The organism is Chromobacterium subtsugae, from assembly GCF_035919665.1.
Lineage (GTDB): Bacteria > Pseudomonadota > Gammaproteobacteria > Burkholderiales > Chromobacteriaceae > Chromobacterium > Chromobacterium subtsugae.
Genome location: NZ_CP142381.1, coordinates 3528174 through 3540215 on the forward strand (window position 1 = coordinate 3528174; position 12042 = coordinate 3540215).

Genomic DNA, 12042 nt, shown 5'->3' on the forward strand with positions numbered 1-12042 from the left:
AGCCCAGATAGTACCCGCAAACGGCGCGCTCCGCTGGCCAGTCGCGCATCTTCCTTGACCGGACGGCCGGCGCGGCCGATACTCGTGCCGCTTCGGGCTCCGCCCTTTATCTTCCACAGCCGTAATCATTCATGTCATTCGCTTCCCTGGGCCTGCAGCCCGACCTGGTCCAGTCCGCTCTCGAGCAAGGCTATATCCAGCCCACCGCCATCCAGAACGCCGCCATTCCGGCCATCTTGCAAGGCGGCGATGTGCTGGCCACCGCGCAAACCGGCTCCGGCAAAACCGCGGCCTTCTGCCTGCCGTTGTTGCAGCAATGGCTGGCCAGCCCGCGCGCCGTGCTGCGCCAGCCGCGCTCGCTGATCCTGCTGCCCACCCGCGAACTGGCGGCCCAGGTCGGCGAAATCCTGCGCGACCTGGCCCAGGCCCTGCCCCGCAAGCTGAAAGTGGCGGTGGTGTACGGCGGCGTGTCGATCAATCCGCAGATGATGGCGCTGCGCGGCGGCGCCGACATCGTGGTGGCCACTCCGGGCCGCCTGCTGGATTTGCATCAACATAACGCGCTGCGGCTGTCGTCGGTCAAAACCCTGGTGCTGGACGAGGCCGACCGCCTGCTGGACCAAGGCTTCGCCGAAGAATTGAACCGCGTGCTGGCCCTGCTGCCGGCGGGCCGGCAAAACCTGATGCTGTCCGCCACCTTCCCGCCGGCGGTATGCGCGCTGGCGCAAACGCTGCTGAACCAGCCCTTGCGGATAGACATCGAACAAAACGCCGCCACCACGCCGGACATCCGCCAGCGCGCCATCGAAGTGGACGCCGACAAGCGCACCCTGCTGCTGCGCCATCTGCTGGCGACGCATGACTGGGATCGGGTCTTGGTATTCGTCGCCAGCCGCCAGGCCGCCGACCGGGTGGCCGGCAAGCTGGCGCGCAACGGCGTGGCCGCCGCCGCGCTGCACGGCGACTGCAGCCAGAGCCAGCGGGGCCAGGCGCTGGCCGACCTGAAATCCGGGCGCTTGCGGGTGCTGGTGGCCACGGACGTGGCGGCGCGCGGCATCGACATCGCCCGGCTGCCGCTGGTGGTGAACTACGACCTGCCGCGCTCGCCGGCCGACTACATCCACCGCATCGGCCGCACCGGCCGCGCCGGCGCCAGCGGCGAGGCCATCAGCTTCGTCAGCGCCGATTGCGCCGCCCACTTCAAGCTGATCGAAAAACGCCAGCAACTGCGGTTGCCGCGCGAACGGATAGACGGCTTCGAACCGAGCGAGGCCGCCGCGCCAGCCGCCTCTCTGACGGACCCGGACGGCAACGGCGGCATCAAGGGCAAGCGCAAAAGCAAGAAGGACAAATTGCGCGAAGCCGCCGCGCAGCAAACCGCAGCCGACCGATGAAATGAAAGAAGCCCCGCGAGGGGCTTCGGCTCAAGGGCATCCGGCGGCTGGCGCCTGGAGAATCAGCCTTGCTCGCGCGGCACCGGGCCATTGCTGAAGGCATAGCTTTTCTTGTCCTGGAAAATCACCAGATTGTACTTGCCCCATTGCGAGCGCAGCACCATGTGGCCCTGGGCGTTGTATTCGATATCGCCAGGCATGCCCAGACCGAGAACCGGCGCGATAACCCAGGCGATATCGCGGCGCGGCAGCGCCCCGGCGCTGAAATCCTTGGCCATTTCGTCCAGCAATTCGCGATATCCCGCCTTGATATCGCCGCGCAGCGCCTGCAAAGCGGCCGGATCCTGGCTCGTCAACGCGGAAAATGGCAGGGCATCGCGCAGCAAGACCACGTATTCGCCGACCCAGGGCTTGCTCTTGCCGTCTTCCTCCACGGTGGACTCGGCGCGCAAATGCAGTTGAACCTGAATGCCAACCTTCTCGTCGGCGACGAAATACATCAGGTAAGGCTTCAACGCCGCCTTGTCCCTAATGCTGCCGGCGTTGAGTTTGCCCAGCTCGTCGCCGATCGCAGCGATGGCTTCCGCCCGCGCATCCAGCTGGTACAAAGCGGAAGACTTGCCGGATTCGCCCATATCCTGGGTCAGGCGGTCGATATTCATCGAATTGGCCAACACCCCCAGCGGTCCCAGCAATACCCCCACCGCCACGCTGCCTCCCGAAGTTTGCCGCACAAAAGCGGAATGTTCGGGAATTTCATAGGAGCGGGAATCGACTTCATCCTTGGTCGGACGGGCTTGGCTCAGCGCCACCCCATTCGCCGCGACAGCGGCCGGCACTTTCGCCGCCGGGATACTCTGCAAACTGCCGCAGGCGCTCAGCAACGCCGCCATGGCGATGCCCAAAACAGAATGCAATCGTTTCATCATTCGTTCCATTCATCACGGGAAAATAAAGGCCTCTGACGGGCTCTGAAAATACCGGCGGCGCAAAACCAAACGCCGGACATGCAAAAAGCCCCGGCATGCCGGGGCTTTTTATAATACTGGCGGAGAGGGGGGGATTCGAACCCCCGTTAGGGTATTACCCTAAACACGCTTTCCAGGCGTGCGACTTAAACCACTCATCCACCTCTCCGTGAGGTGTACTGCTAAAATAAAAACCCGCGCGGCGGATTTTCATGAAATCTGGCGGAGAGGGGGGGATTCGAACCCCCGTTAGGGTATTACCCTAAACACGCTTTCCAGGCGTGCGACTTAAACCACTCATCCACCTCTCCAGACCCTGCCGCCGTTGCGCTTTGGCGTTTCGCCGACAGAGGCTGCGCAGTATATAAGTCCTATTCGTCTGGCGCAAGCGTTTTATAAGCGGAATGTGAAAAAAGCTCGTCCACATAATCGCCCACGCCTTGCCTTTCGCGCTCCAGCCAGGCGGCGATCGCGGCGCGAAAACGGCCATCGGCGATATAGTGGGCGGAACAGGTGGCCACCGGCTCGAAACCGCGCGCCAGCTTATGCTCGCCCTGGGCGCCTCCTTCGAAGGCCTCCACCCCCTGGGCGATCGCATATTCCAAGCCCTGGTAGTAGCACAGTTCGAAATGCAGGCAGGGCACGTCGTCCAGCGCGCCCCAGTAGCGGCCGTACAGCACATCGTTCTGGCGCATGCACAGGCTGGCGGCTATTGGCCGGCCGCCGCGGCTGGCGACGAACATCACGCAATGGCCGGCCAGCCGCTCGCCTATCAGACGGAAGAAATCCAGGTTCAGATAGGGCGCCGAGCCATGCTCCAGATAGGTCTGCCGGTAGCAGCGGTAGAACAGCCGCCAATCGGCGTCGGAGATCTCCGCGCCGGCCAAGGCCCTCACTTCGACGCCGGCCTCCGCCACCTTGCGCCGCTCCTGGCGGATTTTCTTGCGCTTGTCGCGGCTGAGCGTGGCGAGGAAATCGTCGAAATCGGCGTAGCCGCGATTGCGCCAATGGAACTGCACGCCGTCGCGCAGCAGCCAACCGGCCTGCCGCAGCCGGCTGGCCTCGTCCGCAGTCGGAAACAGCACGTGGGCCGACGACAGGCCGTTGTCGTCCACCAGTTGCCGCAGGCCGGCGATCAGATGCGCCTGCTCGTCCGCGCCGCCCAGCAGCCGGCCGCCAGTCACCGGCGTGAACGGCGAGGCCACCACCAGCTTCGGGTAATAATCCAGCCCGGAACGGGCGTAAGCCTCGGCCCACGACCAATCGAACACGTATTCGCCGCGGTTGTGCCGTTTCAAATAAGCCGGCGCCAGCGCCACCGCTTGGCCGTCGCGCTCCAGCGCCAGCGGCATCGGCTGCCAGCCGGTGGCGCCGCCGACGCAGCCGGTCTCCTCCAGCGCCGTCAGCCATGCTTGGCCGACGAACACGCTCGCGCCGTCTCCCTGCGGCCACGCCGGCCGCTTTATGGCGGCCACGCCGTCATACAGTTGCAGCTGCAATGCTTTTCCTTTCTGGACCGATGCCATCTTCAGGTAAAATCGGACGATCAAGAATCATCGGTGTCTTCTCAAGATGCGTATCGCACTCGCCCAGTTCAACCCCGTCGTCGGCGACATCGCCGGCAATGCCGAAAAAATCCTGTCCCTGGCCCACGCCGCCATCGCCCAAGGCGCCGACGTGCTGGTCACGCCGGAACTGGCGCTGACCGGCTACAGCCCGGAAGACCTGCTGCTGCGCGAAAGCTTCTACCGCGAGGTGGCCAAGGGCCTGGACGCCATCGAGCAACTGGACGGCATCACCGTGATCGTCGGCCATCCGGCGCGGATAGGCAATGAGCGCTTCAACGCCGCCACCGTGCTGCGCGACGGCAACCGCCTGGGCCAGTACCACAAGATGCAGCTGCCCAATAACGAAGTGTTCGACGAGTGCCGCTACTTCACCCCGGGCGCCGCGCCGCTGGTGTTCGAGCAGAACGGCGTCAAGCTGGGCGTGCTGATCTGCGAGGACATCTGGCATCTGGAGCCCGCCGCGGAAACCGCCGACGCCGGTGCCGAGTTGATCGTGGCGCTCAACGCCTCGCCCTTCCACCGCGACAAGATCGAAACCCGCCAGCAAATGGCGCGCTTCCGCGTCGAGGAAACCGGCCTGCCGCTGGCCTACGTGCAGATGGTGGGCGGCCAGGACGAACTGGTGTTCGACGGCGCCTCCTTCGCAGTCAACAAGGATGGCGAAGTCGTCGCCCAGGCCGCAGCCTACGACGAGGAGCTGCTGCTGGTCGACTATGCCGACGGCGACTTCCAGCCCGGCAAGCAAGCCGCGCTGCCGGACGCGCTGGAAAGCGTGTACCGCACGCTGGTGGTCGGCGTGCGCGACTACATAGTCAAAAACGGCTTCCCCGGCGCGCTGCTCGGCCTGTCCGGCGGCATCGACTCGGCGCTGACGCTGGCGGTGGCGGTGGATGCGCTGGGCGCGGACAAGGTGCACGCGGTGATGATGCCGTCGCGCTACACCGCCGACATTTCCGTGGCCGACAGCCGCGACATGATCGCCCGCCTGGGCGTCAAGTACGACGAAATCGAGATCTGGCCGATGTACGAAAGCTTCATGGCCGCGCTGGCGCCGTCGTTCGATGGCCTGGCGATGGACACCACCGAGGAGAACCTGCAGGCGCGCATCCGCGGCACCCTGCTGATGGCGCTGTCCAACAAGAGCGGCAAGCTGGTGCTGACCACCGGCAACAAGTCAGAAATGACCACCGGCTACTGCACGCTGTACGGCGACATGGCCGGCGGCTTCGCGGTGCTGAAGGACGTGGCCAAGACCCTGGTGTTCGAACTCTGCCGCTGGCGCAACACCGTGTCCGACGTGATCCCTGAGCGCATCATCACCCGCCCGCCGTCGGCCGAGCTGCGCCCGGACCAGAAGGACCAGGACAGCCTGCCGCCGTACGAGATTCTCGACGCCATCATGGCGCGCTATGTAGAAGGCAACCAGTCGGCCGCCGACATCATCGCCGCCGGCTACGCCGAAGCGGACGTCAACCGCGTGGTGCGGCTGTTGAAGATCAACGAATACAAGCGCCGCCAGGCGCCGGTGGGCCCGCGCGTCACCCAGCGCGGCTTCGGCAAGGACTGGCGCTACCCGATCACCAACCGCTTCAGCTGAATCCACACCCGGGCGGCAGCATGCCGCCCGCCTGCGCGCCAAGCCGAAAACAGGTCAAGGGCATAACCCTTCCCGCTTCAGGTACAATGGCAAGCTGCCCTCGGATCACCGGACTTTCACAGGACCCTGAAAACAATGACTCGCATCAAACTGGCCGCCGCCGCGGCGCTTTCCTCCCTCGCCCTGCTGACCGGCTGCGCCACGCCGCTGGCCGGCAAGCCGGCCGACGAGGCAACCCGCAAGGTAATCGCTCAGAACTGGCAAAACGCCAGCTACAATTTCGACGGACAGCTCGGCTTCACCCAGCTGCGCTTTATCGATAGTGAAGGCAAACTGAGCCAGCCCGACATCGCCGACACCGTCGATCAGGTCGGCCGCTCCATCAAGATGAACATCAGCGGCGCCATCGACGCGCCGACCGGCCGACTGGAGCTGACACCGGAACTGCGCTTCGAGCGCCGCAACCTGCTGGCCAGCGTCAAGGTGCCGCTGCAGTTCCACGCCCAGGACATGTCGCTGCTGGTGGACCCGTCCGCCATCGACCTGGCCCTGCCCTCGCTGCGCAAAAACCCCGGCAAATTCATCCGCGCCAAACTGCCGGCAGACATCGCCGCCAAGATCCCGCTGAAGGAAATGTACCAGGCGATGCCGCAGATTCTCGACCAGGCCTACGCCCAAGTGGACAAGAAAGCCTTCAGCTTCGAGCCGCTGGACGCCTATGCCGACGAGGTCGGCGCCAAGTACAAGCTGCGCCTGACCCTCAGCAAGGAACAGGAGCAGAAAATGACGCTGCAGATCCTGGACGGCCTGGCCAAGGCCGCCCATCAGCAGGCTGCCCAACCGGATGACAAGTTCAACGCCGAATCCATGCTCACGCTGGTGCGCGACCTGGTCAAGCTCAGCCCCGCCGGCGAAATGAACGGCCAGACCGTCAGCGACATCTATGTCAGCCGCGGCGGCGAGCTTGAGGCCATCCGCCAGACCATCCACATGACCAGCGCCGAATTCAGCGCCGACGCCTACTTCAACCTGCGCTACAGCCACCACGGCAAGCCGCAGTTCGCCTACCAGCCGGCCGAAAGCGACATCATCGACTACGACAAGCTGGAGCTGCCGGACTGGCTGAAGAGCAAGGCCGGCGCCGACGAAGCGCCCGCCGCCGATGCCGCCCTGCCGGCCCCGGCCTACCCGCAGCCGGCCGCTAAGGCCAAAAAGAAAAAGGCCAAGGCGCGCGCGCAGTAATCGTCAAACGCCCGGCCGTCCGGAACGGCTGGGAAGCCAGACTGTCATACCTGTTTTCCCGGCGGCCGCGGCCGCCCGCAAGGACTTTACCCGATGAAACCGCTCAAGCTCGCCCTGACCGCCGCCGCCCTGGCCTGCCTGGCTGTGCCGGCGCACGCCTCCGCCATCGCCCAATTGAAGGCTTTTGTCGCCGGCAGCAAGACTCTCAGCGCCGATTTCACCCAGCTGGTGACCAACAAGGGCAAGCGCGAGGAAGCCAGCGGCCGGCTGGAAATCGCCCGCCCCGGCAAATTCCGCTGGGAATACAGCAAGCCCTACTCGCAGCTGATCGTCGGCGACGGCAAGACGCTGTGGATCTACGACCAGGACCTGGCCCAGGTGACGCGCAAGGCCCAGGGCGCGGCGCTGGGCTCCAGCCCGGCGGCGCTCTTGGCCGGCAGCAACGCCATCGAGCTCGACTACCGGCTGAACGAGGCCGGCAAGCAGGGCGATGTGGAGTGGCTGACCGCCAGCCCCAAGAAGCAGGACAACACCTTCAGCAGCGTGCGCATGGGCTTCAAGGGCAATATGCTGGTGGAAATGCAGCTGACCGACAGCTTCGGCAACGACACCCGCGTCAGCTTCGTCAAGCCGCAGCAAAACGTGGTGCTTCCGGCCAATCGCTTCGCCTTCATCCCGCCCAAGGGCGTGGATGTGGTCAGCGGCGACTGACCCCCGCCGCGCAAAAAAAGCCCGCCGTGCCGGCGGGCTTTTTTTCGCGCCTCACGCCGGCTTGAGCGCCCAGGTGGCGATGAAGGTCGGCAGATAGCGGTCGATCAGGAAGCGCGGCCGCAGCTGCCAGTCCTCGTGAAAACCGGCGATCAGAAAGCCCGCCGCCGTCTGCCCGCCGATCAGCTCGTCCAGGCTGTGGCCGAACACCAGCGCCTCGCCCCTCGTTCGCTTCGCCTCCAGCTCGGCCTCGGACAAATGCTCGGGATCGGCGTATGGAATGGCGAATCGCGGCCGGATCAGGCCCTGCTCCATCAGCGCAGGATCGCGGTCGGCGACGAACACCGCCGGGTTGTAGAAGCTCGCCAGCAAGCGTCCGCCCGGTCTCAGCACTCGATGGCACTCCCGCCACACCGGCGCTACATCCGGCACATACAGATTGGAGATCGGATGGAACACGCAGTCGAAGCTCGCGTCGGCGAAGCGCGACAGATCGCGCATATCGCCCTGCTCCAGCCGGAACGCCAGGCTATCGCGCTCGGCCACCTCGCGGTCGCGCGCCAGCTGCTCAACGGACGCGTCCAATACCGTCACCCGCGCGCCGGCGGCGGCGAGCAGCGGCGCCTGCTGGCCGCCGCCTCCGGCCAGGCACAAGACGTCCAGGCCGCGCGCGTCGTCCAGCCAGCCGGCGGGCAAGGGGCTGGGCGTCAGCCGCGCCAGCACACGGCCCCGCCGGGCTTCGGCGATGGCGGCGGCATCCACCGGCCGCGACCACTCGCAATCGGCGCGCGCCTGGCGGTCCCAGGCGGCCTGGTTGTAATGAAAAACATCGTGTTGTTGAACGGCATCAGGCATCTTGTCCTCCATTGAGGGAAGGGAAAGCAATGCCGACGCGCGCGCTGCGCGAAAGCGGCCTCCCATCAGACTCAAGAGACGGGAAGGATTCGGAACGGATTGTCGAAAACAAGCAATGCGCACGCTCGCACGCGCCGGACGGCGGAACGAATCGGGGATGCGGAAGCATCCGGGCATCACTTGTTCATTTCGACAGGACTCCTGAGGATGAAAGTCGGGGCGGGAAGGGCCGATTCTAGCGAAACGGCCATGACAAGACAATGCCCGCTTACACGCCGCGGCGCTCGTACACCGCCTGCGCCAGCGTGCCCAGATCGACATACTCCAGCTCGCCGCCCACCGGCATGCCGCGCGCGATGCGGGTGACGGCCAGGCCGCGCTCCTTGAACAGCTCGCTGAGCATGTGGGACGTCACCTCGCCCTCGGCGGTGAAGTTGGTGGCGATCACGATCTCGCTGACCTGGCCGTCCAGCGCCCGGGTCAGCAACTTGTCCAGATTCAGGTCTTTCGGCCCGATATTGTCCAGCGGCGATATCCGCCCCATCAGCACGAAATACAGGCCCTCGAAACACTTGGCCTGCTCCAGCATCATCAGGTCGGCCGGCATTTCCACGATGCACAGCTGGTCCTGGCGGCGGCCTTCGTCGGCGCAGATGGAACACAGCTCGGCCTCGCTGAAGGTATTGCAGCGCTGGCAGTGGGTCAGCTGGGTCAGCGCCCGGTCCAGCGCGCGCGCCAGCTTGTCGGCGCCCTTCTTGTCGCGTTGCAGCAGGTGGAAAGCCATCCGCTGGGCGGTTTTGGGACCGACGCCGGGCAGGACTTTCAGCGCGGCAATCAAATGCTCCAGCGCGGGGGGATTCTTCATCGACACGGCATCAACCTGGGGGAAAGCGGCCGGGGCCGCACACGGAAATCATTTAATCAGCGATAGCGCCGGCGCAGCCGGCGATGGCGCCAAGCGAACACCAGCCGAAACAGAAGCCGGCACAGCGGCAGCGTGGCGGGCCAGCGCGGCACGAACGCCACCCGGTCCACCAGCTCGCAGCCGTCGGCCGTGGCGGCCACCCGGCGGCGGTGCCACCAGACGCGCTGCCCCAGCATGCGGGAGCGCTCGTCGAAAGCGCCCGGCTCCAGCCGCAGCAGCGTCAGATCGTCGCACTCCACCGGCAGGCAGCCGAACAGCAGCAGCCAGCAAGAGCCGACGTGGAGCGGCGCGTCCAGCCGCGCGGGCAGCTCGCCCGCCGGGAGCCGCATGCCAAGCCAGGGGAAGAATTCGTCGGCGATGCCACCGCGGCTGACGACATCGCGCCATACCGTTTCCGGCGGGCGCGGCAGCCGGCTGCGCATGGTGAAATGGCCGAACATCCCGGCTCCGGCAAAAAAGGCCCGTCGCCGGGCCTGGGGGATCAGAACGGCAGCTTCATGCCGGCCGGCAGGTTCAGGCCGTTGGTGAAGCCGGACATCCGCTCCTGGGTGGTGCTTTCCACCTTGCGCGCGGCGTCGTTGAACGCGGCGGCGATCAGGTCTTCCAGCATTTCCTTGTCGTCCAGCACGCTGTCGTCGATGGCGACGCGCTTGACGCCATGGGCGCAGGTCATGACGACCTTCACCATGCCGGCGCCGGACTGGCCCTCGACTTCCACCGTGGCCAGCTCGTCCTGGGCCTTCTTCATGTTTTCCTGCATTTGCTGGGCCTGCTTCATCAGGCCCGCGATTCCAGCTTTACCGAACATTGCTGTTCACTCCTGTACGGGTTGGATGGTCTCGATGAGCAGCGCGGCGCCCATTTCGCGCACCAGTTGCTGCACCACCGGATCGTTTTTCATGCATTCTCGGGCAATGGCCAATTGCTCCTGGCGCTGGCGGGCGTCGACCATGGCCGGGGTTTCCATCCCCAGTTCCTCCACCGTCACCGTCAGCTCCACCGCCCGGCCGAAGCGCTCGCTCAACGCGGCCTTCAACTTGTCCTGGTAATCGCGTCCGCTCATGTGGCGGAAGCTTTCCGGCACCGCCAGCTCCAGCCGCTGCTGGTTCCAGCCTTTCAATACCGCATTGTGCGCCAGCATTCGCGCCGCGCCCAGCTTGCCGCCCAGATCCACCACCAGCGCCTGCCAGTCGCCGTCGAACTGGTAGTCGACCGGCTCGTCGTCCGGCGGCGGCGCCTGCGCGTAGTCGGGCATCGCGTCGCCGTCATCGGCCTGCCACGGCGTGTCGTCGATTTCGTCCTCGTCGCGGCCATCATCGTCCGCCTCGCTTGCCGTTGCGACCAGCTGCGGTTGCGGCGCCGGAGCCGGCGCGGCGACAAGCGCTTCAGGCGCGGGCGCGGCGGCCGGCGCAGGCTGCGGCCGGGGCGCGGGCTCGGGTTCCGGCTCGGCGGCCGGGACGCTTTCTTCGCTGGCCGCGCGCGGCGCGGACTTGGCCGGCGTTGGCGCCGCCAAGCCAGCCGCCTGCAGGGCGCGCGCCGCCGGCGACATGCCCCGCTCCGCCGGCACCGAGACGGAGGCTACTGCGGCGGATGCGGCCGCGGGCCTGGCCTGGGGCGCGACAGCCGCACGAGCCGGCGCCGCGGCTTCGGCCGGCGCGTTGACCGGATGGAAAGCCAGCATGCGCAGCAGCGTCATATTGAAGCCGGCATGCTCGTCCGGCGCCAGCGCCAGATCCTTGCGGCCATGGATGGCGATCTGATAATACAGCTGCACGTCCTGCGGCGCGATGGCGTCGGCCAGCGCGAACAAGGCCTCGCGCTCCGGCTCGTCGTCGGCCAGCGCCGCCGGCACCGTCTGCGCCAGCGCCAACTGCTGCAACAGCACCGCCAGTTCGGCCAGCGCCGCGTCGAAGCTGACGCCGCGCTCGGCCAGATTGTCCGCCTCCGCCATCAGCGCCGCGCCGTCGCCGGCGGACAGCGCCTGCAACAGGGTGTACAGATAGCGGCGGTCCACCGCGCCCAGCATGGCGCGCACGCCGTCTTCCTTGACTTCGCCCAGGCCGTAGGCGATGGCCTGGTCCAGCAGCGACTGCGCGTCGCGCATCGAGCCGGCCGCGGCGCGGCCCAGCAGCGCCAGCGCCGCCGTCTCATAGGCGATGCCTTCCACGTCCAGCATGTGCGCCAGATGCGTGGACACCTGCTGCGGCGTCATATTGCGCAGCGAAAACTGCAGGCAGCGCGACAGCACCGTCACCGGCACCTTCTGCGGGTCGGTGGTGGCCAGGATGAACTTGACGTGGGCCGGCGGCTCTTCCAGCGTCTTCAGCATCGCGTTGAAGGCGCTTTTCGACAGCATGTGCACTTCGTCGATGATGTAGACCTTGTAACGGCCCATGGTCGGCGCGTACTGGGCGTTTTCCAGCACTTCGCGGATGTTGTCGATGCCGGTGTTGGACGCGGCATCGATCTCCAGCAGGTCGACGAAGCGGCCGCTGTCGATCTGGCGGCAGGCCGAGCATTCGCCGCAAGGGTCGGCGGTGCTGCCGGTTTCGCAGTTCAGGCTTTTCGCCAGAATGCGGGCGATGGTGGTCTTGCCTACGCCCCGGGTGCCGGTCAGCAGGTAGGCGTGATGCAGCCGCGCTTCCTTGAGGGCGTTGCTGAGGGCGCGCACCACGTGTTCCTGGCCGACCAGGTCGGCGAAACGCTTGGGGCGCCATTTTCTGGCAAGGACTTGATAGCTCATGGGGGCGGATTTTAATGGCAATTGCCGCGCAAGGCGACTGAT

General features: G+C 66.1%; 11 protein-coding genes and 2 tRNA genes. 4 read left to right on the plus strand and 9 right to left on the minus strand.

The window, feature by feature from the left end; translation table 11 throughout:
- Window positions 1-131: 131 nt before the first annotated feature.
- The gene (locus U6115_RS16845) at window positions 132-1394 is read left to right on the plus strand and encodes a DEAD/DEAH box helicase (protein ID WP_173427807.1); all 1263 of its coding nucleotides are present in this window, start codon (window positions 132-134) and stop codon (window positions 1392-1394) included.
- 62 nt (window positions 1395-1456) lie between these two features.
- Here U6115_RS16845 and U6115_RS16850 read toward each other — a convergent pair whose 3' ends face one another.
- From U6115_RS16850 to U6115_RS16865, 4 genes are all read right to left on the minus strand, one after another.
- A complete protein-coding gene (locus tag U6115_RS16850; RefSeq protein ID WP_146008460.1) occupies window positions 1457-2320 on the minus strand; it encodes a hypothetical protein in 864 nt (287 codons plus the stop codon).
- A 120-nt stretch (window positions 2321-2440) separates the two neighbouring features.
- A tRNA-Ser gene (locus U6115_RS16855) sits at window positions 2441-2531 on the minus strand.
- Window positions 2532-2582: 51 nt separating this feature from the next.
- Window positions 2583-2673 (minus strand) — tRNA-Ser (locus U6115_RS16860).
- Window positions 2674-2733: 60 nt separating this feature from the next.
- Window positions 2734-3861: a GNAT family N-acetyltransferase gene (locus tag U6115_RS16865; RefSeq protein ID WP_230623345.1), complete on the minus strand. Its 1128-nt coding sequence runs from the start codon at window positions 3859-3861 to the stop codon at window positions 2734-2736.
- A 73-nt stretch (window positions 3862-3934) separates the two neighbouring features.
- Here U6115_RS16865 and U6115_RS16870 point away from each other — a divergent pair, with 73 nt between their 5' ends.
- The 3 genes from U6115_RS16870 to lolA all read left to right on the plus strand — a co-directional run bounded on the left by U6115_RS16870 (window position 3935) and on the right by lolA (window position 7480).
- Window positions 3935-5527 carry an NAD+ synthase gene (locus tag U6115_RS16870; protein WP_043573997.1) on the plus strand — a complete coding sequence of 531 codons (1593 nt, stop codon included), beginning with the start codon at window positions 3935-3937 and terminating at the stop codon, window positions 5525-5527.
- Window positions 5528-5662: 135 nt separating this feature from the next.
- Window positions 5663-6769 (plus strand): hypothetical protein, encoded by a 1107-nt coding sequence (locus tag U6115_RS16875; protein ID WP_043574000.1) that lies wholly within the window; start codon window positions 5663-5665, stop codon window positions 6767-6769.
- Window positions 6770-6862: 93 nt separating this feature from the next.
- Entirely contained in the window at window positions 6863-7480 is a 618-nt protein-coding gene (gene lolA / locus U6115_RS16880) for an outer membrane lipoprotein chaperone LolA (RefSeq protein WP_047244563.1), read from the plus strand.
- Between the two features lie 51 nt (window positions 7481-7531).
- Here the strand turns inward: lolA and U6115_RS16885 are convergent, their stop codons facing one another.
- From U6115_RS16885 to dnaX, 5 genes are all read right to left on the minus strand, one after another.
- A complete protein-coding gene (locus U6115_RS16885) occupies window positions 7532-8332 on the minus strand; it encodes a class I SAM-dependent methyltransferase (protein WP_043574165.1) in 801 nt (266 codons plus the stop codon).
- A 268-nt stretch (window positions 8333-8600) separates the two neighbouring features.
- Entirely contained in the window at window positions 8601-9197 is a 597-nt protein-coding gene (gene recR, locus U6115_RS16890) for a recombination mediator RecR (protein ID WP_043574002.1), read from the minus strand.
- Between the two features lie 56 nt (window positions 9198-9253).
- A complete protein-coding gene (locus tag U6115_RS16895; protein WP_052257996.1) occupies window positions 9254-9697 on the minus strand; it encodes a hypothetical protein in 444 nt (147 codons plus the stop codon).
- A gap of 41 nt (window positions 9698-9738) precedes the next feature.
- The gene (locus U6115_RS16900; protein WP_043574004.1) at window positions 9739-10065 is read right to left on the minus strand and encodes a YbaB/EbfC family nucleoid-associated protein; all 327 of its coding nucleotides are present in this window, start codon (window positions 10063-10065) and stop codon (window positions 9739-9741) included.
- A 6-nt stretch (window positions 10066-10071) separates the two neighbouring features.
- Window positions 10072-12000, minus strand: coding sequence for a DNA polymerase III subunit gamma/tau (gene dnaX, locus U6115_RS16905; RefSeq protein WP_043574007.1), 1929 nt, complete (start codon window positions 11998-12000; stop codon window positions 10072-10074).
- Between the last annotated feature and the right edge of the window lie 42 nt (window positions 12001-12042).

Bases quoted from the DNA above. Each gene is read 5' to 3' on its own strand.
- U6115_RS16845 (WP_173427807.1), top strand. From the start codon at position 132: ATGTCATTCGCTTCCCTGGGCCTGCAGCCCGACCTGGTCCAGTCCGCT.
- U6115_RS16850 (WP_146008460.1), bottom strand. From the start codon at position 2,320: ATGAAACGATTGCATTCTGTTTTGGGCATCGCCATGGCGGCGTTGCTG.
- U6115_RS16870 (WP_043573997.1), top strand. From the start codon at position 3,935: ATGCGTATCGCACTCGCCCAGTTCAACCCCGTCGTCGGCGACATCGCC.
- U6115_RS16875 (WP_043574000.1), top strand. From the start codon at position 5,663: ATGACTCGCATCAAACTGGCCGCCGCCGCGGCGCTTTCCTCCCTCGCC.
- lolA (WP_047244563.1), top strand. From the start codon at position 6,863: ATGAAACCGCTCAAGCTCGCCCTGACCGCCGCCGCCCTGGCCTGCCTG.
- U6115_RS16885 (WP_043574165.1), bottom strand. From the start codon at position 8,332: ATGCCTGATGCCGTTCAACAACACGATGTTTTTCATTACAACCAGGCC.
- recR (WP_043574002.1), bottom strand. From the start codon at position 9,197: ATGAAGAATCCCCCCGCGCTGGAGCATTTGATTGCCGCGCTGAAAGTC.
- U6115_RS16895 (WP_052257996.1), bottom strand. From the start codon at position 9,697: ATGTTCGGCCATTTCACCATGCGCAGCCGGCTGCCGCGCCCGCCGGAA.
- U6115_RS16900 (WP_043574004.1), bottom strand. From the start codon at position 10,065: ATGTTCGGTAAAGCTGGAATCGCGGGCCTGATGAAGCAGGCCCAGCAA.
- dnaX (WP_043574007.1), bottom strand. From the start codon at position 12,000: ATGAGCTATCAAGTCCTTGCCAGAAAATGGCGCCCCAAGCGTTTCGCC.